22 protein-coding genes are annotated in these 21437 nt (G+C 66.8%); 14 read left to right on the top strand and 8 right to left on the bottom strand.

Annotated features, from left to right (window positions below):
- Positions 1-7: 7 nt before the first annotated feature.
- Genes ipdC through echA20 form a run of 4 tightly spaced genes read right to left on the bottom strand, consistent with a single transcriptional unit; the run spans position 8 to position 3463 of the window.
- A complete protein-coding gene (gene ipdC, locus H7J06_RS22890) occupies positions 8-1069 on the bottom strand; it encodes a (3aS,4S,5R,7aS)-5-hydroxy-7a-methyl-1-oxo-octahydro-1H-indene-4-carboxyl-CoA dehydrogenase (protein ID WP_264041533.1) in 1062 nt (353 codons plus the stop codon).
- Positions 1066-1827: a cholesterol ring-cleaving hydrolase subunit IpdB gene (gene ipdB, locus H7J06_RS22895; RefSeq protein ID WP_264041535.1), complete on the bottom strand. Its 762-nt coding sequence runs from the start codon at positions 1825-1827 to the stop codon at positions 1066-1068. Before ipdB ends, ipdC begins: the two co-directional genes overlap by 4 nt.
- Positions 1824-2711: a cholesterol ring-cleaving hydrolase subunit IpdA gene (ipdA, locus tag H7J06_RS22900; RefSeq protein WP_264041537.1), complete on the bottom strand. Its 888-nt coding sequence runs from the start codon at positions 2709-2711 to the stop codon at positions 1824-1826. Before ipdA ends, ipdB begins: the two co-directional genes overlap by 4 nt.
- Positions 2708-3463: a (7aS)-7a-methyl-1,5-dioxo-2,3,5,6,7,7a-hexahydro-1H-indene-carboxyl-CoA hydrolase gene (gene echA20 / locus H7J06_RS22905; protein ID WP_264041539.1), complete on the bottom strand. Its 756-nt coding sequence runs from the start codon at positions 3461-3463 to the stop codon at positions 2708-2710. The genes ipdA and echA20 overlap by 4 nt, the downstream gene beginning before the upstream one ends.
- A 53-nt stretch (positions 3464-3516) precedes the next feature.
- Here echA20 and H7J06_RS22910 point away from each other — a divergent pair, with 53 nt between their 5' ends.
- Positions 3517-4287, top strand: a complete 771-nt coding sequence (locus H7J06_RS22910; protein ID WP_264041541.1) for an SDR family oxidoreductase — start codon at positions 3517-3519, stop codon at positions 4285-4287.
- Positions 4288-4304: 17 nt separating this feature from the next.
- Positions 4305-5210 carry an SDR family oxidoreductase gene (locus H7J06_RS22915; protein ID WP_264041543.1) on the top strand — a complete coding sequence of 302 codons (906 nt, stop codon included), beginning with the start codon at positions 4305-4307 and terminating at the stop codon, positions 5208-5210.
- Here the strand turns inward: H7J06_RS22915 and H7J06_RS22920 are convergent.
- The 4 genes from H7J06_RS22920 to H7J06_RS22935 are packed head-to-tail and all read right to left on the bottom strand — an operon-like array spanning position 5198 to position 7720.
- The gene (locus tag H7J06_RS22920; protein WP_264041545.1) at positions 5198-5662 is read right to left on the bottom strand and encodes a nitroreductase family deazaflavin-dependent oxidoreductase; all 465 of its coding nucleotides are present in this window, start codon (positions 5660-5662) and stop codon (positions 5198-5200) included. The genes H7J06_RS22915 and H7J06_RS22920 overlap by 13 nt on opposite strands.
- 39 nt (positions 5663-5701) lie before the next feature.
- Positions 5702-6178: a nitroreductase family deazaflavin-dependent oxidoreductase gene (locus H7J06_RS22925; RefSeq protein WP_275079768.1), complete on the bottom strand. Its 477-nt coding sequence runs from the start codon at positions 6176-6178 to the stop codon at positions 5702-5704.
- A 10-nt stretch (positions 6179-6188) separates the two neighbouring features.
- The gene (locus H7J06_RS22930; protein ID WP_264041548.1) at positions 6189-6557 is read right to left on the bottom strand and encodes a DUF8021 domain-containing protein; all 369 of its coding nucleotides are present in this window, start codon (positions 6555-6557) and stop codon (positions 6189-6191) included.
- On the bottom strand, positions 6557-7720 hold the full coding sequence (locus H7J06_RS22935) for a steroid 3-ketoacyl-CoA thiolase (RefSeq protein ID WP_264041550.1): 1164 nt from the start codon (positions 7718-7720) through the stop codon (positions 6557-6559). Before H7J06_RS22935 ends, H7J06_RS22930 begins: the two co-directional genes overlap by 1 nt.
- A gap of 120 nt (positions 7721-7840) precedes the next feature.
- Between H7J06_RS22935 and H7J06_RS22940 the strand changes: the two genes are divergently transcribed.
- The 12 genes from H7J06_RS22940 to H7J06_RS22995 all read left to right on the top strand — a co-directional run bounded on the left by H7J06_RS22940 (position 7841) and on the right by H7J06_RS22995 (position 21387).
- A complete protein-coding gene (locus H7J06_RS22940; protein WP_264041552.1) occupies positions 7841-9082 on the top strand; it encodes a cytochrome P450 in 1242 nt (413 codons plus the stop codon).
- A 41-nt stretch (positions 9083-9123) separates the two neighbouring features.
- Positions 9124-10131: an acyl-CoA dehydrogenase family protein gene (locus H7J06_RS22945; protein ID WP_264041554.1), complete on the top strand. Its 1008-nt coding sequence runs from the start codon at positions 9124-9126 to the stop codon at positions 10129-10131.
- Positions 10131-11294, top strand: a complete 1164-nt coding sequence (gene fadE29, locus H7J06_RS22950) for an acyl-CoA dehydrogenase FadE29 (protein ID WP_264041555.1) — start codon at positions 10131-10133, stop codon at positions 11292-11294. The genes H7J06_RS22945 and fadE29 overlap by 1 nt, the downstream gene beginning before the upstream one ends.
- A complete protein-coding gene (locus H7J06_RS22955) occupies positions 11294-12274 on the top strand; it encodes a bifunctional MaoC family dehydratase N-terminal/OB-fold nucleic acid binding domain-containing protein (RefSeq protein ID WP_264041557.1) in 981 nt (326 codons plus the stop codon). The genes fadE29 and H7J06_RS22955 overlap by 1 nt, the downstream gene beginning before the upstream one ends.
- Positions 12271-12669: a MaoC family dehydratase gene (locus H7J06_RS22960; RefSeq protein WP_264041559.1), complete on the top strand. Its 399-nt coding sequence runs from the start codon at positions 12271-12273 to the stop codon at positions 12667-12669. The genes H7J06_RS22955 and H7J06_RS22960 overlap by 4 nt, the downstream gene beginning before the upstream one ends.
- 2 nt (positions 12670-12671) lie before the next feature.
- A complete protein-coding gene (ltp2, locus tag H7J06_RS22965; protein WP_264041749.1) occupies positions 12672-13829 on the top strand; it encodes a 17-hydroxy-3-oxo-4-pregnene-20-carboxyl-CoA lyase in 1158 nt (385 codons plus the stop codon).
- 153 nt (positions 13830-13982) lie between these two features.
- A complete protein-coding gene (locus H7J06_RS22970) occupies positions 13983-14768 on the top strand; it encodes a LuxR C-terminal-related transcriptional regulator (protein WP_264041562.1) in 786 nt (261 codons plus the stop codon).
- Positions 14769-14886: 118 nt separating this feature from the next.
- On the top strand, positions 14887-15564 hold the full coding sequence (locus tag H7J06_RS22975) for a LuxR C-terminal-related transcriptional regulator (RefSeq protein ID WP_264041564.1): 678 nt from the start codon (positions 14887-14889) through the stop codon (positions 15562-15564).
- 198 nt (positions 15565-15762) lie between these two features.
- Positions 15763-17547 carry a glutamine--fructose-6-phosphate transaminase (isomerizing) gene (glmS, locus tag H7J06_RS22980; protein ID WP_264041566.1) on the top strand — a complete coding sequence of 595 codons (1785 nt, stop codon included), beginning with the start codon at positions 15763-15765 and terminating at the stop codon, positions 17545-17547.
- Positions 17548-17569: 22 nt separating this feature from the next.
- The gene (locus H7J06_RS22985; RefSeq protein WP_264041568.1) at positions 17570-18889 is read left to right on the top strand and encodes a UDP-glucose dehydrogenase family protein; all 1320 of its coding nucleotides are present in this window, start codon (positions 17570-17572) and stop codon (positions 18887-18889) included.
- A 60-nt stretch (positions 18890-18949) separates the two neighbouring features.
- A complete protein-coding gene (locus H7J06_RS22990; RefSeq protein ID WP_264041570.1) occupies positions 18950-19891 on the top strand; it encodes a UDP-glucuronic acid decarboxylase family protein in 942 nt (313 codons plus the stop codon).
- On the top strand, positions 19891-21387 hold the full coding sequence (locus H7J06_RS22995; RefSeq protein WP_264041572.1) for a sugar transferase: 1497 nt from the start codon (positions 19891-19893) through the stop codon (positions 21385-21387). The genes H7J06_RS22990 and H7J06_RS22995 overlap by 1 nt, the downstream gene beginning before the upstream one ends.
- Positions 21388-21437 lie beyond the last annotated feature (50 nt).

Genomic DNA, 21437 nt, shown 5'->3' on the forward strand with positions numbered 1-21437 from the left:
CTGCAAGCTACGCCACGTAGCCGGAGGCGGCCTCGAGGTGCCTGATTGCGTCGGCGACGATCGCCGGCACCAGCTCCGCGCATGACGGCAGGTCGCCGAGGATGCCGGCCACCTGGCCCGACGCCAGCACGCCGGCGTCGGTGTTGCCGTCGACGAGTCCCGCCTTCAACAGCATCGGCGTGTTGGCCGCCATCACGATCTGCGACCACGTCAGTTCCTTGCCGCGGCGCATGGCGAGGCCGTCGGTGACGATCGAGCGCCACGTCATGCCGGACATCTTCTTGAACTTCTGGGCGTTCAGGACCGCCGCGGTGAAACCACGCACCGGCGAACCGCTTTCGAGCTTCTCGACGAGCCCGGTGCGCAGCACCCGGTGCGGCATGCCGTCCACGCGCTTGGAGACGACGGTGGCGTCGAAGGCCGAGTCGAGGTAGCGGCGCTTGACCTCGTCGGGCACGGTCGAGTCCGTCGTCAACAGGAAGCGCGTGCCCATCGCCACACCCGCGGCGCCGTACGACAGGGCGGCGGCCAAACCACGGCCGTCGAAGAACCCGCCCGCCGCGATGACGGGGATGTCCACCGCGTCGAGCACCGACGGCAGCAGCAGCGTGGTGGCGACCGGACCGGTGTGGCCACCGCCCTCACCGCCCTGCACGATCACCGCGTCGGCGCCCCAGCCGGCGACCTTCTTCGCGTGCTTGGCGGCGCCGACCGACGGGATCACCACCACGCCGGCCTCTTTGAGCTTGGCGATCAGATCGGGCTTGGGGGCTAAGGCGAAGGAGGCGACTTTGACTCCTTCGCGGATCAGGAGGTCGACGCGCTCACCGGCGTCGCCCGCGTCGGCACGCATGTTGATGCCGAATGGTTTGTCCGTGGTGGCCTTGACCTTCGTCACGGCGGTGGCCAGCTCCTCGAGGGTCATCGTCGCGGAGGCGAGGATGCCGAGGCCGCCGGCGTTCGACGTCGCCGCGACCAGCCGGGCACCGGCCACCCAGCCCATGCCGGTCTGCACGACGGGATGTTCGATCCCGATCAGCTCGGTGAGCGGCGTCTTGAGGTGGCTCACGACCGGATCTCGCGATCGCGCAACGACTTCGGGTCGATCACCTCGCGGATCAGACGCAGTTCCTCGTCCGACGGCACGCGGGACACCTCGGCCTCGGCCAGCCCGTGCACCTCGAACGACGTGTTCTCGGCGACCTGGTCGGCCTCCACCCCGGGATGCAGCGACAGCGCGCGCATCCGATGGTCGGGGCCGTTGAAGTCGAAGACGCCGAGGTTGCTCACCACGCGGTAGACGTTCGTGAACCGGTAGGCGGGATTGTCGGCGTCGACCTTGTCCCAGCCGATGCCGGAGACGATGTCGACCGAGTCGCAGAACACCCGCGGCGAGTGCGCGCCGACCCAGTAGCTGGTGGCGTGGTTGATGGTGTTGCCCGGTGCCCCGCGCACGCCGAACATTTGGCGTTTGGGCTGCTGGATCGGGCCGAACGCCGACAGGTTCTGATTGCCGTAGCGGTCGATCTGATTGGCGCCCATCACGACGTGACGCCGGCCCCAGGTGAGCGTCTCGAAGACGCGGCCGAACGGCATCCAGCCCTCGATGGCGCCGGTGGCCCCCATCGCGGGCGTGTCCGCCAGGATGCGGGCCTCGCCGTCGGTCAGCAGGATGTCGGGGGAGAACGTCAGCCGCGCCAGGCGGGCACCGACGGATACCATGTTCGCCATTGGGCTGACCATGATTTCGCCTGCGTCCCGGAACAATTCGGCGCACGCGACGGCGCACACCTCGGCACGGGTCACGGCAGTCGTCTCGGCGGTCATCGCGCACCTTCCTGCTGTTCGGCGAACTTGCGGACGGCGGCCTGGTAGTCGGCCTCGCTGCCCGAGAGGTACACCTCGACGAACTCCGCCCAGGTTTCCTCGGACGCGGCGGCCTCGGCATAGTGACGCTGAAACTTCTCGTCGCGGCGGTAGTCCGGTTCGGCGGTGGTGAAGTGTCCCCCGTTGGGCGCTTCAACCACGCTGTCGACCATCATCCGGTTGACCAGAAGTGCTTGTGGCGGAACGGAAGCGACTAATTCCTCGGTCGAGACCACGCGCTCGACGCTCATCAACCGCTTCGTCGCCGACATCAGGAACAGGTCGTCGAAGTAGGGGTCGATGCCGGTGTAGGCCGCGTTGCCGCGCGCGTCCCCGAGGTTGAGGTGCACCAGCGCGGCGTCGAGATTCAGCGCGGGCATGGCGACGAGTTCTTCGTAGGCGTCTCCGGTCGGATAGGGCGAGCGCACGGTCTTCAGCTCGTCACCCCAGAAGGTGCGGACGTCGCTGCCCAGGCCGGCGCGGATGGGAAGGAACGGAAGTCGTTGCGCGGCCGCCTGTAATCCGCAGCGCAGCATGCCCTCGTCCATCTCGCGTGCTTCGATGGCGCCGGTGGTGCGAGCCTTGGCGAACCAAGGGTCGTAGAACGGGGGCGAGTCCAGCGACACGAAGCCGTAGTAGACGCGCTTGACCTTGCCCGCCGAGCACAGCAGGCCAAGGTCTGGACCGCCGTAGGTGACGACGGTGAGGTCGGTGACGTCGGTGCGCAACAGCGCGCGGACGAGCGCCATGGGCTTGCGCCGTGACCCCCAGCCGCCGATGCCGATGGTCATGCCGCTCTCGATCGAGGAGACGGCCTCGTCCAAGGAGGTTCTCTTGTCGGTCACTCTTTCCCCTTCGACGTTCCCGCGAATGCGTCCCGGTGTTCGTCCGCCACGCCGGCGAGGTTCAGTTCGAACGTAAAGCCCTGTTCCATGCGGTAACTGGCGTTGACGCGCTGCACGTCGATCAGGTTCAGGGCCTCCTTCGCGGCCCGGATCACGCGGGTGTCCTTGACGGCGATGTCGCGGGCGACGCGCAGGGCGGCCTCGTCGAGGTCGGCGCGGGGCACCACCTCGTGCACGGAGCCGAACTGGTGCAGCGTGGCGGCGTCGACCGTCGCGGCGGTGAAGAACAACCGGCGCATCATGTGTTGGGGCACCAGTCGCGAAAGATGCGTGGCCGCACCGAGTGCGCCGCGTTCCACCTCGGGAAGGCCGAACTTCGCGTCGTCGGAGGCGACGATCACGTCGGAGTTGCCGACCAGGCCGATGCCGCCGCCGACGCAGAACCCGTTGACCGCCGTGACGACGGGCACCTCGCACTCGTACACGGCGCGGAAGGCGTGGAAGCAGCCGCGGTTGGCGTCGATGAGCGCGGTGAAGCCCTCGGTGTTCTGCATCTCCTTGATGTCGACGCCGGCATTGAAGCCGCGCCCCTCGGCGCGGAGGATCACCACGTGGGTGTTCCTGTCACGCCCGGCAGCGGTGACGGCGTCGCCGAGCTCGAACCATCCGCGCGAGGGGATGGCGTTGACGGGCGGGTAGTCGACGGTGACCGAGACGATGCCCGGCTCCACGGTCTTGGTGGTGATCGTCATACCAACTCCTGGGGTGGCTACCTAAGCAAGCACTTGCTTGGTACGCTAGCACAGTGACCGACCCGGCTGGAATCAATCTTCGACTCGCCGGCCGCGTGGTTCTGGTGACCGGCGGCGTTCGAGGGGTCGGTGCCGGCATCAGCGCCGTATTCGCCGGTCAGGGGGCGACCGTCGTCACGTGCGCCCGCCGCGCCGTCGACGGTCTGCCCTACGAATTCATCCCCTGCGACGTCCGCGACGACGATTCGGTCAAGGCACTCGTCGACGCGATCGTCGAGCGCCACGGCCGGCTCGACGTGGTGGTCAACAACGCGGGTGGTTCGCCGTACGTGCTCGCCGCCGACGCCTCGGCCAGGTTCAGCACGAAGATCGTCGAGCTGAACCTGCTGGCGCCGCTGTCGGTGTCGCACCACGCCAACGAGCACATGCAGAACCAGGAGAACGGTGGCTGCATCGTCAACGTCGCGAGTGTCAGCGGGCGCCGGCCGACGCCGGGGACCGCGGCCTACGGCGCGGCCAAGGCGGGCGTCGAAAGCCTCACCACCACGCTGGCCGTGGAGTGGGCGCCCAAGGTGCGGGTCAACTCGCTCGTCGTCGGCATGGTCGAGACGGAGCAGTCCGAACTCTTCTACGGCGACGCCGAGTCGATCGCCGCGATCTCGGCCAACGTCCCGCTGGGGCGACTCGCCACCCCGGCCGACGTCGGCTGGGCGGCCGCGTTCCTGTCCAGCGACGTGGCGTCCTACATCAGTGGAGCATCACTCGAGGTGCACGGCGGCGGGGAACCGCCGCACTACCTCGCCACGACCAGTGCCATCAAATAACCGAGGAGACAACGTACATGGGCTTGCTTGACGGCCGGGTGGTCATCGTGACGGGATCCGGCGGCGGAATCGGACGGGCGCACGCGCTGGCCTTCGCCGCCGAGGGCGCGCGCGTCGTCGTCAACGACATCGGCGTCGGACTCGACGGTTCCCCCGCGGGTGGCGGCAGCGCCGCCCAAAGCGTGGTCGACGAAATCACCGCTGCGGGTGGCGAAGCCGTCACCAGCGGGGCCAACGTCGCCGACTGGTCTCAGGCCGAGGGACTCGTCCAGACCGCGGTGGACGCCTTCGGCGGACTCGACGTGCTGGTGAACAACGCCGGCATCGTCCGGGATCGGATGTTCGCCAACACCAGCGAGGAGGAGTTCGACGCCGTCACCGCGGTGCACCTCAAAGGTCACTTCGCGACCATGAAGCACGCCGCGGCGTACTGGCGGGCGAAGTCGAAGGCGGGCGAGGCCGTGGATGCCCGAATCGTCAACACGAGTTCCGGCGCCGGACTGCAAGGCAGTGTGGGACAAGCCAATTACAGCGCGGCCAAGGCCGGCATCGCGGCTCTGACCCTGGTGGCGGCGGCCGAGATGGGCCGCTATGGCGTCACCGTCAACGCCATCGCCCCCTCGGCGCGCACGCGGATGACCGAGACGGTGTTCGCCGAGATGATGTCCACTCAGGACGCCGCGTTCGACGCGATGGCCCCGGAGAACGTCTCACCGCTCGTGGTGTGGCTGGGTAGCGTCGAATCCCGCGACGTCACGGGTCAGGTGTTCGAAGTCGAGGGCGGCGTCATCCGGGCGGCCGAGGGTTGGGCACACGGGCCGCAGGTCGACAAGGGTGCGCGCTGGGATCCCGCCGAGTTGGCCCCCGTCGTCACCGACCTGCTGGCCACGGCGCGGCCACCGGTCCCGGTCTACGGCGCCTGAGCGGGTTCGCACACCACCAGCGGAATCACCCGGTCGGTGGCGTCGCGGTACCCCTTGTACGGCGGGTACATCCTGATGAGCACCGGCCAGTAGCGGCGGCGTTCGTCGTCGGTGGCGTCGCGGGCCGTCATCGACAGGTGCTCGTCGCGGACTTGCACCCGCACATCCGGATTGGCCTTGAGGTTGAGGTACCACGCCGGGTTGCCGTCGCGGCCGCCGAACGACGCTGGGAGAACCACCTTCTCGCCGTCGCGCAAGCAGAGGGTGGCGGTGGTTCGCGGCACGCCGGTCTTGCGACCGGTGGTGGTGAGGAGGGCCGCGGGGAACCACAGCAGCTTCGCACCCACCTTGCCGTTGGTGCGTTGGTACACCGCGATGTGGGCGCGCGAGAAGTACTTCAGCGCGAGCGCCAACGCCCCTGAGTTACGGATCTTCTCGGCGACGTCGACCATGGGCAGTACTTAGCCGGGACCGACCCACCGCAAACGTACCTACGGGTCGCAGATGACGATCGGGATCTCGCGGTCGGTGTAGGACCGGTAGTTGACGAAGTCCGGATACATCGCGTCGAGCTTTGGCCAGTACTCCGCGCGTTCCTGCTCACTGGCGTCCCGCGCGGTCAGCGCGTGGACTCCGCCCTTGGTCTGGAAGGTGACCTTGGGGTTGGCCTTCAGGTTGAGGTACCACATCGGGTTGGTGGCCCGGCCGCCCTGAGACGCGACCAGCACGATGCGCTCACCTTCTTGGAGGAAGAGCAGGGGACTGTCGCGGGGTTCGCCCGACTTGCGGCCGATCGTCGTGAGGATGCCGACCTCGGTCCCCTTGAGGAACTTGTTGCCAATCTTGCCCTTGGTCTTCTTGAAGACGAAGGTCTGCGCCTTGGACATCCACTTGATGGCGGTGCCGACCTTGGCCGAGTTGAGGCCTTCGATCTGCTTGGGGGTCAAGGGCCGGGACGGGTCTGTCATGGGTGGCACGCTATCGCTTGACGAAGGGTCGGATGTTGGCCCTGATGTGTCGGATCTTGCCGTCGGTGGTGAAGAGGAAGGTCTCGTCGACGTGGGCGCACACTCGTCGGCCGGCCAGCGACGGTTTGGTGATGACGTCGAACGTCGCCCGCAGCCCGTCGCCGACGACGGTGAACTCCGGCACAGTGGTGGCCTCGATGATCCGGTACTGCGGACCACGGTTGAGGCTGCGCCGCAGGTGTTCTCCCGAGAAACCCGTCTTGAGACCCACCTCGACCCGAGTGCAGTCCGGCGCGAACGGGACGTCGTCGGCTCGATGATTGGCGAGCGCGCTGATGTAGGCCTGGGCGGCCGTCACGCGGTCGGGATCCGGACCCACTAGATCCGCTCGATGATGGTGCCGGTCGACAGCGCACCACCGGCACACATCGTGATCAACGCGGTGCTCTTGTCGGTGCGCTCCAGTTCGTGCAGGGCCGTGGTGATGAGCCGGGCGCCGGTGCTGCCGACGGGATGGCCGAGGGCGATGGCGCCGCCGTTCACGTTCACCTTGTCCATGTCGGGCTCGTGGACACGGGCCCAGGACAGCACGACGGAGGCGAAGGCTTCGTTGATCTCGACGACGTCGATGTCGCCCATCTTCATGCCGGCCTTCTCCAGCACCCTGGCGGTGGACTGCACGGGTCCGTCGAGGTGGTAGTACGCCTCGGACCCGACGTTGGCCTGGCTGACGATGCGGGCGCGGGGCGTGAGTCCCAGGGCCTTCGCCTTGTCCTCGTCCATCCACAGCACGGCGGCCGCGCCGTCGGAGATCTGCGACGACGTGCCTGCGGTGTGAATGCCGCCCTCCATCACCGGCTTCAGCTGAGCCAGGCCTTCGAGCGTGGTGTCGCGCAGGCCCTGGTCGCGCGTGACGGGTGCCCGCTCGTCGGTGGGTCGCTTGTTCTCGTCGAGCACCGGAGCGACGATCGGGGAGATCTCGCGGTCGAAGCGTCCCTCGGCCCAGGCCCGCTTGGCCTTCTGCTGAGACGCGAAGCCGAATGCGTCGACGTCCTCGCGAGTGATGCCGCGCCGCTTGGCGATCCGCTCGGCGGCGGTGAACTGGTCGGGCATGTCGATGTCCCACGACTTCGCGCGGATGATCGAACGGTCCGGCCCGGCGTTGGCGCCAAGTCCGACCCGGCTCATCGCCTCGACGCCGCAGGCGATGCCGACGTCGATGGCGCCCACGGAGATCAAACCCGCGACCAAGTGATTGGCCTGCTGCGCGCTGCCGCACTGGCAGTCGACCGTGGTGGCGCCGACGTGCTCGGGCAGTCCCGCGGTCAGCCAGCTCACGCGGGTGATGTTGTTGGACTGCTCGCCGAACTGCGTGACGCAGCCCCCGATGACCTGTTCGACGAGCCCGGGATCGATGCCGGCCTTCTCGACGAGAGCCTTCTGAGTGAGGCCGAGCAACTCGGTGGCGTGTAGTCCGGACAGCCAACCATTTCGCTTGCCGATGGGGCTGCGGGTGGCTTCAACGATGACGGGGTTGCCCATTCCGTCAGGCTAGAACACGTTTCATAAGTCTGACAAGCCGTGATGCGGCCGCGCCTTTGATCTGCAGTGAAGGCATGTTTTACTGGCACTAGAACACGTTGCAATTAGGAGCGCACACACATGGCACCCCTCAATATCCCAGCAGACTTCGACTTCCTCGATCCGGACGTCAACCTCGTCGGACTCCCGGTGGACGAACTCGCCGAGCTGCGCAAGTCCGAGCCGATCCACTGGGTGGACATTCCGGGTGGCGCCGGCGGTTTCGAGGACAACGGTTACTGGCTCGTCACCAAGCACGCCGACGTCAAGGAGGTGTCGCGCCGCAGCGACGTATTCTCCAGTTGGCAGAACGGCGCGATCCCGACGTGGCCCAAGGAGATGACGCGCGAATCCGTCGAGATGCAGCGAGCAGTCATGCTCAACATGGACGCGCCGCACCACACTCGCCTGCGCAAGATCATCTCCCGCGGCTTCACCCCGCGTGCCATCGGCCGGCTCGAGGAAGAGCTCGCCCAGCGCGCCCAGAACATCGCCAAGACCGCCGCGGCCGAGGGCAGCGGCGACTTCGTCGAGCAGGTCAGCTGCGAGCTGCCACTGCAGGCAATCGCCGGTCTCCTCGGTGTCCCGCAGGACGATCGCGACAAGCTCTTCCGCTGGTCGAACGAGATGACCGGCGGCGAGGACCCCGAGTTCGCCGACGTGGACCCGGCGCAGTCCTCGATGGAACTGATCATGTACGCGATGGCCATGGCCGACGAGCGGGGCAAGAACCCGACCGACGACATCGTCACCACGCTCATCCAGGCCGACGTCGACGGCGAGAAGCTCTCCGACGACGAGTTCGGCTTCTTCGTCATCATGCTGGCGGTGGCCGGCAACGAGACGACGCGCAACTCGATCACTCACGGCATGATCGCCCTGGCGGACAACCCGGAGCAGTGGGAGCTCTACAAGAAGGAGCGCCCGTCGACCGCAGCTGACGAGATCATCCGTTGGGCGACACCGGTTTCGGCGTTCCAGCGCACGGCGCTGGAGGACACCGAGCTCGCCGGCGTGCAGGTCAAGAAGGGGCAGCGGTTGGTCATGTCCTACCGCTCGGCGAACTTCGACGAGGACGTCTTCGACGATCCGCACACGTTCGACATCCTTCGCGACCCGAATCCGCACGTCGGTTTCGGCGGTACGGGTGCGCACTTCTGCATCGGCGCCAATCTTGCCCGGATGACGATCAACCTGATCTTCAACGCCGTCGCCGACCACATGCCGGATCTCAAGCCCGTCGGCGAGCCCGAGCGGCTACGGTCGGGGTGGCTCAACGGAATCAAGCACTGGCAGGTCGACTACACGGGCGCGAGCGCCTAGCTCCGACCGGCGACATCCGCTAGGAATCAAGGAGGATTCGGGTGGACTTCAGTCCCGACGAAGGACAACGGGCCGTCGCCGACGTGGTGACGTCTGCGCTCGACCGGGACAACACCTGGGACGCGCTGGTCGCCGGTGGGGTCATCGCATTCGGAGTGCCGGAACGGCTCGGCGGGGACGGGCTGGGACTCGCCGAGATCACGACCGCGCTCACCGAGATCGGTCGCCACGGCACGGTGAGCCCCGCGCTGGCCACGCTGGGCTACGGCCTCATCCCGCTGGTGGCGTTGGCGTCCGACGAGCAGCAGGACCGCTACCTTGCCGGCGTGGCCGCCGGCGGCGTGTTGACCGCCGCGCTCAACGAGCCGGGGTCGTCGCTGCCGGAGCGGCCGTCGACCAATCTGCACGGTGGCAAGCTCTCCGGCACCAAGATCGGCGTTCCCTATGCGGGACAAGCAGATTGGATCGTGGTGACGACAGACGGCGGCGTCGTCGTGGTGGCCGCCACGGCCGACGGTGTGACGCTGACCAAGACGCCGACTGCGAACGGGTCCGACGAATACGCCGTCACCTTCGCCGAGGTCGCCGTGCCGGAGTCCGACGTGCTGGCCGGAGTCGACGCCGTGCACCGGGTCAACCAGCTGGTGCTGGCGTCGAGCGGGGCGTTCGCGGCGGGTCTGGTGGCCGGCGCGCTCCGGCTCACGGCCGACTACGTCGCCAAGCGCGAGCAGTTCGGCAGGCCGCTGTCGACGTTCCAGACCGTGGCCGCTCAGCTGGCCGAGGTCTACATCGCGTCGCGCACCCTCTCGTTGGCCGCGACCTCGGCCGTCTGGCGGCTCTCCGAGGGCCGGGACGCCGACGTCGACCTGAACGTCCTCGGGTATTGGCTTGCCTCACAAGCGCCGCCGGTGATGCAGACCTGCCATCACCTGCATGGCGGCATGGGAATGGACATCACCTACCCCATGAACCGCTACTACTCCACGATCAAGGACCTGACCCGGCTGCTGGGCGGTCCATCGCATCGTCTCGATCTGGTGGGAGCCTGATGTACATCGAACTGACCCCCGAGCAGCGTCAGCTGCAGGCCGAAATGCGGCAGTACTTCAGCACTCTCATCTCGGCGGAAGAAGCCGCAGAGATGGAGACCGACCGGCACGGCAAGGCCTACCGCGCGATCATCAAGCGGATGGGTTCCGACGGCAAGCTGGGCGTCGGTTGGCCAAAGGAGTTCGGCGGCCACGGTTTTGGCCCCATCGAGCAGCAGATCTTCGTCAACGAGGCGGCGCGGGCCGACGTCCCACTGCCCGCGGTGACGTTGCAGACCGTGGGGCCGACGCTGCAGAAGTACGGCACCGACCTGCAGAAGAAGAAGTTCCTGCCCGGCATCCTGTCCGGTGACGTGCACTTCGCCATCGGCTATTCGGAGCCGGAGGCAGGCACCGATCTTGCGTCGCTGCGCACCAGCGCGGTGCGCCACGGCGACGAATACGTCGTCAACGGCCAGAAGATCTGGACCACCGGTGGGCACGACGCCGACTACCTTTGGCTGGCCGTCCGTACCGACCCGGAAGCCGTGAAGCACAAGGGCATTTCGATCCTCATCGTCGACACGTCGGATCCCGGCTACTCCTGGACGCCGATCATCCTGTCCGACGGGGCGCATCACACCAACGCGACGTACTTCAACGACGTGCGCGTGCCCGTCGAGATGCTGGTCGGCGAGGAGAACGCCGGCTGGCGTCTGATCACCACCCAGCTGAACCACGAGCGCGTGATGCTCGGGCCCGCGGGCAAGATTGCGGCCATCTACGACAAGGTGCACGCCTGGGCGTCCAAGCCGGGTGGCAACGGCGTCACCCCCATCGAGCACGACGACGTTCTGCGCCTGCTCGGCGAGGTCAAGGCGATCTGGCGCGTCAACGAACTGCTCAACTGGCAGGTTGCCGCCGGCGGCGAGGAGATCAACGTCGCCGACGCCGCCGCCACGAAGGTCTTTGGCACCGAACGCATTCAGCGGGTTGGCCGACTCGCCGAGGAGATCGTCGGCAAGTACGGCAACCCCGCCGAGTCCGCGACCTCGGAGCTACTCGAATGGCTGGACAGTCAGACCAAGCGCAACCTGGTCATCACCTTTGGTGGCGGTGTCAACGAGGTAATGCGGGAGATGATCGCGGCGTCCGGTCTGAACGTTCCCCGGGTTCCGCGCTAGTGGGCGCCGTCGACGACATCCGGGCGGCTGCCGAACGAGTGAAGTCGGAGGGCCGCAGCACGCCGCGGGTCGGCCGTCATCCGGTCAACCAGCCAATGGTGGACCATTGGACCGACGCACTCGGTGACGCCAATCCGATCTACCACGACGAGGACGCGGCGAAGGCCGCCGGCCACCCCGGTGTCGTGGCGCCGCCCGCCATGATCCAGGTGTGGACGATGATGGGTCTGGGCGGTGTCCGTCCCGACGACGATCCACTCGGCAAGATCCTCGAGTTGTTCGACGAGGCAGGCTATGTCGGCGTCGTGGCCACCAATTGCGAGCAGACCTACCACCGCTACCTGCGTCCGGGTGAAGAGGTCAGCGTGACCGCCGAGTTGACCGACGTCATCGGGCCGAAGCAGACCGCCCTTGGCGAGGGGTTCTTCGTCAACCAGAGGATCACCTGGTTCAGCGGTGACGACGAGGTGAACCCGGTCGCCGAAATGGACTGGCGCATCATGAAGTTCATTCCGCGCGACACACAGGACGCCGAGCCCGCACCGTCGTCGGTACCCGAGGATCTCGACCCGGACAACGCCATGCGGCCCGCGTCGTCGAAGGACACCAGGTTCTTCTGGGATGGCGTCAACGCCCACGAACTGCGCATCCAGAGGCGTGCGGACGGTACGTTGCAGCACCCACCGGTGCCCGCGCTGTGGCTCGACCGCGAGGAGACCACCGACTACCAGGTCGCCAGCGGCAACGGCACGGTGTTCAGCTTCGTCGTTCACCACGCGCCCAAGGTGCCCGGCCGCACTCCGCCGTTCGTGATCGCCCTCGTCGAACTGGAGGAGGGCGTGCGGATGCTCGGTGAGCTGCGCAACGTCGACCCCGCTCGCGTGGAGATCGGAATGCCCGTGCGCGCCACCTACATTGACTTCCCGGCCAACGACGTCGGGCCGGCCTGGACCAACTACGCCTGGGAGCCCGTCACGTGAGCGTCGTCGAAGTGGGAGCCAAGCTCCCCGAACTCGTGCTGTACGGCGACCCGACGTTCATCGTCTCGACGGCCATCGCCACGCGGGACTACCAGGACGTGCACCACGACCGCGACAAGGCGCAGGCGAAGGGGTCCAAGGACATCTTCGTCAACATCCTCACCGACACCGGTCTGGTGGAGCGCTTCATCACGGACTGGGCGGGTCCGACCGCGCGGGTCAGGTCGATCAAGTTGCGGCTCGGCGTGCCCTGGTACGCCTACGACACGGTGACGTTCTCCGGTGAGGTCACCGCCGTGGAGGACGGCCTGGTCACGGTGAAGGTCGTGGGCGCCAACAGCCTTGGTGATCACGTCATAGCCAACGCCACCCTCGTGATGGGAGCAGACGCGTGAGCCTGTCCGGCAAGGCGGCGATCGCCGGCATCGGCGCCACCGACTTCTCCAAGAACTCCGGCCGCAGTGAGCTGCGGCTCGCGGCCGAGGCGGTTCTCGACGCGCTCGACGACGCGGGCCTGACGCCTGCCGACGTCGACGGCATGACCACGTTCACGATGGATTCCAACACCGAGGTCGCGGTCGCCCGAGCCACGGGCATCGGAGATCTCAAGTTCTTCTCCAAGATCCATCACGGCGGCGGTGCGGCGTGCGCGACCGTTCAGCAGGCCGCGATGGCCGTCGCCACCGGCGTCGCGGACTGCGTGGTGGCGTACCGCGCCTTCAACGAACGCTCCGGGATGCGGTTCGGGCAGGTGCAGATGCGCCTGGTGGAGAACGCCGACTCGACCGGCGTGGACAACTCCTTTTCCTATCCACACGGATTGTCCACCCCCGCAGCACAAGTCGCGATGATCGCCAAGCGGTACATGCACCTGTCCGGCGCGACGAGCCGGGACTTCGGCGCGATCTCGGTCGCCGACCGCAAGCACGCCGCCAAGAACCCGAAGGCCTACTTCTACGAGAAGCCGATCACCATCGAGGAGCACCAATCCTCCCGGTTCATCGCCGAGCCACTTCGCCTGCTCGACTGCTGTCAGGAGACCGACGGCGGTGTGGCACTGGTGATCGTCTCCGCCGAACGGGCCAAGGACCTCAAGAACAGGCCGGCGGTCATCGAGGCCGCCGCCCAGGGCGCCAGTCCGGATCAGTATTCGATGGTCAGTTACTACCGTCCGGAACTCGACGGTCTTCCCGAGATGGGCCTGGTCGGGAGGCAGATGTGGGCACAGTCCGGGCTGAAGCCGACCGACATCCAGACCGCCATTCTCTACGACCACTTCACGCCGTTTACCCTGATTCAGCTCGAGGAGCTCGGGTTCTGCGGGTGGGGTGAGGCGAAGGACTTCATCGCCGACGGGGCCATCGAGATCGGCGGTCGGCTGCCCATCAACACCCACGGCGGCCAGCTTGGCGAGGCGTACATCCACGGCATGAACGGCATCGCCGAGGGGGTTCGTCAGTTGCGGGGAACCTCGGTCAACCCGGTGCCCGACGTCGAGCATGTCCTGGTCACCGCGGGCACTGGTGTCCCTACCTCGGGGTTGATCCTCGGTTAGCTGACGCACGCTAGTAGGCCATTCGCACCAAGTGCACAGTTTTAGCAAATGTCGCAGGCTGTCAAATTGTCTCTTCCCACCTGGCTGACGCGTGCGTAGTATGTCGCTTTACGGGCGCTCAAGCAGACAAAGCGCCCATGGGGGTGACAGGCAATGGGGGAAGTCGAACACGACGTTGCATATTTGGCAAAGTTTCGACCAGGCCAACTCGTCAACGCGATCCACGCCTCGAGGGCAACGACCCTCGTCGGCCACGGCCACGTGCCGTCGCGACCAGAGCCGGATCGTCACCGGCTGCTCGGCACCACGGTCCTGATCGTCGACGACAACACGCTCTACCGGCAGAACCTGGCCGCGGCGTTGGCGCCGAGCCTGGACTGCGCACCGCACGTCGCGTGGGACACCGCGTCGCTCCAGTCCTGCCTCGAGCAGTGCCCTGCCGACGTCGTCCTGCTGAGCATGAGCACCGCTGGTGCCGCGGCGCTATTGCAGTTTGTCTCGCGGAGCAGACCCGAAGCCAAGGTGATCGCGGTCGGGGTCTGGGAGGGTGACGAGTCGACGATCATCGCGTGCGCAGAAGCGGGCGTCACCGGATACCACCTTCGCGACGAATCCTTCGACGACCTGGTGTCGCTGATCGCCAAGATTGCTGCCGGTGAGTCCATGTGTTCGCCCAAGGTCGCGGCCGTTCTGCTGCGCCGCCTCTCGACGCTGGCAGCCGAGCGCAAGCCCGACACGGGCGAACTAGTCCTCACCGCCCGAGAGGCCCAGATCCTGCGCATGCTCGAACAAGGTCTGTCCAATCGGGAGATCGCAGATCAACTGTGCATCGCGCTCCACACGGTCAAGAACCACGTGCACAGCATCTTGAGCAAGCTAGGAGTGCGGACGCGGGGACAAGCCGTGGCGCTGTCCCGTTCGGTCAACGTGTCCGGGTGAGCTCAACGAACCGGTTCTTCGCGTGCCCGAAAATAGCCCCAACGGTTCATGTACGACCATGCCCGCCCGCGCAATAGTGAGGCGGTGCGACTCGAGATAGCCTGCGGGCAGATCTGAAATGGGTTGGGAAGACACGATTCCGGATCCGCTGCGGGACACGAGCATCCTGATCATCGACGACTGCATGCTCTATCGCGAGAACTTGGCCGCCACCTTCGAACCCAATCTGAGGGCGGACCTCCACATCGCTTGGGATCTACCCTCATTGGTGTCGGCACTCCAGGAGACCGAACCGCGCATCGTTCTGCTGAACATCACCGCACGTGACAGTGCCTTGCTGCTGCGGGCCGCGATGGATCTCAGCCCGGAAGCCCGCGTCATCGTTCTCGGTGCATCCGACGACAACGAGGCAGAGGTAATCGCCTGTGCCGAAGCCGGAGTCGCCGGCTATCACATGAGAAGCGACTCGCTGGAGGACCTTCTCAGCCTGATGCGGCACGTCGCCGACGGAAACACCTCGTGTCCGCCCGAAGTCGCCGCGATGTTGCTCCGTCGGGTGTCCGCGCTGGCGGCCCGGCGAGAACCGCCGGGGAGGGACCTAGCTCCCCTCACGACCCGGGAGAACCAGATTCTGGCGATGCTGGAACTGGGGCGGTCGAATCAAGACATCGCCGCGCACCTCTCCATCGCGGTACACACCGTAAAGAACCACGTTCACAGCGTTTTGACGAAGCTGGGCGTCAGCACTCGCGCCGAAGCGGCCGCGCTGTCCCGCGCATCACGCCTGCACGTCTAGGACCCACGATCTAGTCCGTGGTGCTACCCGAATTTGGGCCCGATGGCCCATGTACGGAAGCGGTGCGGGCCCCGATAGTTATGGGGTGCTCATCCAGTTAGCTCCAGACTCAAGATCACCATCGCTGGCATCGTCCACGAGGTCGACAGCTGTGGCGCAACGGATTTCGCCCACCGTCTTGAGACGGGCGGAAGGATGATGTGCGGCATCATCGCCTGCCGCACGCATTCGCCCGCGACGGACTATCTCCTCGTCGCCCTCGGTCGGCTCGAGTATCGCGGCTACGACTCCGTCGGAATCGCCGTTCGGACCACCACCGGTGACGTCGTCCGGATGCGCGCCGTGCGACGGATTGGTGCGCTCGACAGCGCCTTCCGTAGCTGGACCGGAGCCGCCTTCGACGGCGTGGGCATCGGCCACACCCGATGGGCGACGCACGGACCGGCAACCGAGGCCAACGCGCACCCTCACGTCGACTGCACTGGACGAATCAGCATCGTGCACAACGGGATCATCGAGAACGCCAGCGAACTCCGCTCCGACCTACGGCACGCGGGACACGGCATCGTCACCGACGTCGACAGCGAAGTGATCGCCCACCTGATCGAAGACCGGATGACGACGTCCGACGACCTCGTCGACGCGGTGAGGTCCGCGCTCACCGTGCTGCGCGGCTCGTGGGCCCTCGCGGTGCTCGACGAGCGATCCGGTCGGATCGTGGTTGCTGCCCATCGTTCCCCACTGCTAGTCGCGCACACCCGACACGGCGACTTCGCCACCAGCGACATCGCCGCGGTTGCCGACTGGGTCACCGAGTTCCGAGCCCTCGACGACGGGGAGGTCGTCGAACTCACCGGCCACAACGGTTGGACGAATCACGGTACCGGCGAACTGATCTCACGACTCGTGCCGTGTGCATGGAAGGCCGAGGAGGCCGACTTGAACGGTCGTGCCGACTACATGGCCAAGGAGATCGACGAACAGCCCGCTGCGGTCGCACGGGTCGTCGACGAGTTTGCCGGGGGCATGGCCGACGGCAGTCTCTGGCGAAGCCTGGGATTGGCATCCTTCGACCGGGTGGAGGTGATCGGATGCGGCACCTCCCTGAATGCCGGGCGCGTCATCGGCAATGCGCTCCGCCGAGTGGGCGGACTCCCGGTGCGGGTCACCGTGGCAAGCGAAGCCGAAGCGGAGATCGCCGAGCCGAACACCATGCGACTTGCCATCAGCCAGTCCGGTGAGACCGCCGACGTGCTGAGCGCGATCAGTCAAAGAAATTTCCCGACAACGCTTCTCGCGCTCACGAACAACTCGCACTCGACGTTGGCCCGTGGCGCGGACGCAGTCGTCACCTGCCTGGCCGGGCCCGAGATCGGGGTGGCGGCGACCAAGACGTTCGTCTGCCAAGTCGTCTCCGGCGTGGCGGTGATCGTATCGGCACTGGTGGACAGTGGGCGGCTGTCCCCATCGGCGGCGCGCGTGGTCGTCGACGACCTTCGGCGCCTCCCGGATCGACTCGCGGCGGCCGCCACGGTGGCCAAGTGTGCGGTGCCCCAAATCATCGACGAGTTGGTCGACGCGAGCGGCTTCATCTTCATCGCCCGGGGATCCGGGCTGCCCTATGCCGCAGAGGGTGCGCTCAAGCTCAAGGAGCTCAGCTACCGGTGGGCGGAGCACTATCCGGCGGGCGAACTCAAGCATGGACCCCTCGCGCTCGTCGACGACGGCACACCGGTCGTGGTGGTGGACAACGGCGATCCGCGTCTGGCGACGAACGTGGCAGAGGTGCGCACCCGCGGTGGGCGTGTCGTGAGCGTCGGAACACCCGGCGGCACCGTCGCCGTCGACTGCGACCCCGCTGCGGTGTGGGGTCCGATCGAGACCGTTCTCCCGCTGCAGATCTTGGCCCGCGACCTCGCGCTTGCCTTGGGGCGCGACGTCGACCGGCCCCGCAACCTCGCCAAATCGGTGACGGTCGAGTAGATCCCAGGATCAAGGAATCGCGATGAAGGTTTCGGTAATCGGCGCCGGCTACCTGGGGACGACCCACGCGGCGTGCCTGGCTCGACTCGGTCACGACGTGCTGGCCGTAGACGTGGACGCCGACAAGGTGGCGAAGCTGCAATCGGGTGTGGTGCCGTTCTTCGAGCCCGACCTGCAGACGGCGGTCGAAGCGGGGCTGGCGGCGGGTCGGCTCCGATTCAGCGGATCCGTCGCCGAGGCGGCCGGCTTCGCGGACGTGCACTTCCTCGCCGTCGGGACGCCCCAGAATGCGGCTGGTTCGGGGGCGGACCTGTCCTACCTCGACGCGGCGATGGCGGCACTGTGTCCGCACCTGGACCGGCCGACGCTCATCGTCGGCAAGTCGACGGTGCCGGTTGGAACCGCACAACGGCTGGCAGAACGAGCGCGCAGTCTCGCCCCCGCGGGTGACGCGGTGGAGTTGGCCTGGAACCCCGAGTTCCTCAGAGAGGGGTTCGCGGTGCAGGACACCCTGCATCCGGATCGCATCGTAGTTGGCGTCGAGGTCCACCGGCAGTCGCGTGCCGAGGCGACGCTGCGGGAACTCTACGGACGCGTGCTCGAGGAGGGCGTCCCGCTGATCGCGACGAACCTCGCCACGGCCGAACTGGTCAAGGTCGCCGCCAACGCCTTTCTGGCCACCAAGATCTCGTTCATCAACGCCATTGCGGAAGTCTGCGAGGCCGCCTCGGCCGACGTCACGACCCTCGCCGACGCCATCGGGTGGGACGAGCGCATCGGGCGTCGATTCCTCGACGCCGGTCTGGGCTTTGGAGGTGGGTGCCTGTCCAAGGACATTCGCGCCTTCATCGCCAGGGCCGACGAGCTCGGAGTGGGCAGTTCCCTGACGTTCCTGCGCGAGGTCGACGAGATCAACCTGAGGCGTCGCGGACAGATCGTCGCGATCGCCGAGGAGGAGTGCGGTTCGCTACGTGGTGCGCGGGTGGCCATCCTCGGGTCGGCGTTCAAGCCCAATACCGACGACATTCGTGATTCGCCAGCCCTCGACGTGGCCGACCAGATTCGCGCCCACGGCGCAGAGGTCACGGTGTACGACCCGAAGGCAATGGACAACGCCCGGAAGGCGTTCCCGGACTTGAACTATGCGTTCTCGGCAGTCGAGGCCTGCATCGGCGCCGACGCGGTGATGGTGCTGACCGAGTGGCACGAGTTTCGCCGGATGCAGCCCACCGAACTCGCGGGCGTCACCAGGTCGAAGTGCATCATCGACGCCCGCAACTGCCTCGATTCGCGCATCTGGCGAGACGCCGGCTGGGCCTACCGAGGCTTCGGGTGTGCGTGAGAACGCACACCGACCACCAGACACCCATCACACCACCACGCGGGGCACCGGGGGGAGCTCATGAAGATACTCGTCACTGGCGGAGCTGGTTTCGTCGGATCGCATCTGTGTGAGGCTCTCGTCGACCGCGGCGACACCGTCGTCTGCCTCGACGATCTCTCCAGCGGTTCGCGCGCCAACGTCACGCGGCTCCTCTCGTCGCCGCGGTTCACGTTCGTCGAGGCGAGCGTGCTCGACGTGCTCGACGTCGCCGACGTCGACGGCGTGATGCACCTCGCCAGTCCGGCGTCACCGGTGGCGTATCTGCGGCGGCCGATCTTCACTCTCCGCACGGGCTCGGAGGGAACCCGCAACGCGCTCGACGTCGCCGTGGCCAACTCGGCGCGCTTCGTTTTGGCCTCGACCAGCGAGGTCTACGGCGATCCGCTGGTCCACCCCCAGACCGAAGAGTATTGGGGCAACGTCAATCCTGCCGGTCCACGGAGCGTCTACGACGAGGCCAAGCGTTACGCCGAAGCCCTGACGACCGCCTACCGCACGGCCTGCGGGGCCGACACCGGCATCGTGCGGATCTTCAACACCTACGGCCCACGGATGCGGTCGGACGACGGTCGCGTCGTGTCGAGCTTCATCGATCAGGCTCTTCGGTGTGCGCCGCTGACCGTCTTCGGTGACGGCAGCCAAACTCGAAGTCTGTGCTACGTCGACGATCTGGTGCGTGGGCTGCTGGCGATGCTCGACTCACGTGAAACGGGACCCGTCAATCTCGGTAATCCGGTGGAGCTCACCATTCGCCAGATTGCCACGTTGGTCCGTGACCTGGTCGGTTCGCCGTCGAAGATCGAGTTTCACCCGCTGCCGCAAGACGACCCGACCCGCCGCAAGCCCGACATCACGAAGGCGCGCGAGCGTCTGGGCTGGAGCCCACGGGTGCGGGTACGCGACGGGATCGCCAGAACCATCGAGTGGCATGCCAAGGCATTGCAGGAAGTCGGTGCGTGATGACCATTCAGAGTGTTCGGCCGGTCGGCTCCGGCGAGGGCGTGACGTCACCACCGCCCGACTTCAGCCGATCGCGTTGGCAACGGCGCCACGCCACCTACCTTCGGGTGGCGGACACGGTCGTGGTCTGCGGCGCGGTGACCTTCGCGCAGTACGCCCGATTTGGCCAAGCGCCACTGGTGGCAGGTCACGACGACCACCGGTACGCCACCGCGTCGTCGATTTTGATCGCGGTCGTCTGGCTGGCCACCCTGGCCGGCTTCCGCGCCAGGTCGACCAAGATCATCGGAGGCGTCGAGGAGTATCGGCGCCCGGTGGAGGCGTCCCTGTGGACATTTGGGGCGATCGCGATCGCCGAACTGTTGCTCAAGCTGGACATCGCGCGGGGATATCTCGCCGTCGCCCTCCCGCTCGGCATCTTCGGACTGCTGCTGAGCAGGTGGCTGGGCCGGCGCCACGTTGCGCGCAAGCGGCGCGAGGGCAAGTACCAGACGTCGGTGTTGGCGGTCGGAAACGGCTCGGCCGTGGTCGATCTGGCGAACGAGCTGACCAGGAACCCCGGCGACGGCTTCCAGGTGGTCGGGGCGTGCATACCGGGAGACCCGACCAGAGTTGGCGACTTCCTTCCGGTCCGCGGCGGCGCGATCCCCGTCGTCGGTGCCCAGATCGACGACGTGGAGAAGCTGATCGTCGAGTGCGGCGCCGATACGTTGGCGGTGGTCGGCACCGACCATCTCGGAGTGCAAGAGATCCGCCAGTTGATCTGGAGGCTCGAGCCGATGGGCGTCCAGCTGGTCGTGTCGCCCGGGGTGACCGATGTTGCGGCGTCCCGACTGTCGATGTTGCCGGTTGCCGGGCTCCCGCTGCTGCACATCGACAAGCCGCAGTATCGCGGCGCGGAACGCCTGCAGAAACGAGGTTTCGACCTCTGCTTCGCGGCCGTCGCCCTGGCGGCGGTCCTGCCGATCCTGCTGGCGGCGGCCGCGGCCATCAAGCTGACCAGCCGGGGGCCGGTGTTCTACGCCTCCGAGCGCATCGGGTTCGGCGGCAAGCCGTTTCGCATGCTGAAGCTCCGCACGATGGTGGTAGACGCCGACCAGAAGCTGGCCGAACTGTTGGCGAGCAACGAATGTGACGGCGACCTGTTCAAGATTCGAGACGATCCCCGGGTCCTGCCGGTGGGACGGGTGCTGCGGCGGTTCAGCATCGACGAGTTGCCCCAGTTCATCAACGTGCTTCGGCGCGAGATGAGCGTGGTGGGCCCCCGCCCGCTGTTCGCCGTCAACGGCCACGAGACCGAGAAGGATTCTCGACGAAGGCTTCTCGTCAAACCGGGGGTGACGGGTCTGTGGCAGGTGAGTGGCAGATCCGATCTGTCCTGGAGTGATGCGATCCGGCTGGACCTGTCCTACGTCGACAACTGGTCGATGGCAGCCGACTTGGTGATCATCGCCAAGACCGTCCGGTCGGTCTTCGAGCACCGGGGGGCGTACTGAGAATGCGCGACGTGGTGTCCCGTCAGCGGGCGTGAGTCCGCACATCCAAC

It is taken from the genome of Mycolicibacterium hodleri, from assembly GCF_025822245.1.
Lineage (GTDB): Bacteria > Actinomycetota > Actinomycetes > Mycobacteriales > Mycobacteriaceae > Mycobacterium > Mycobacterium hodleri.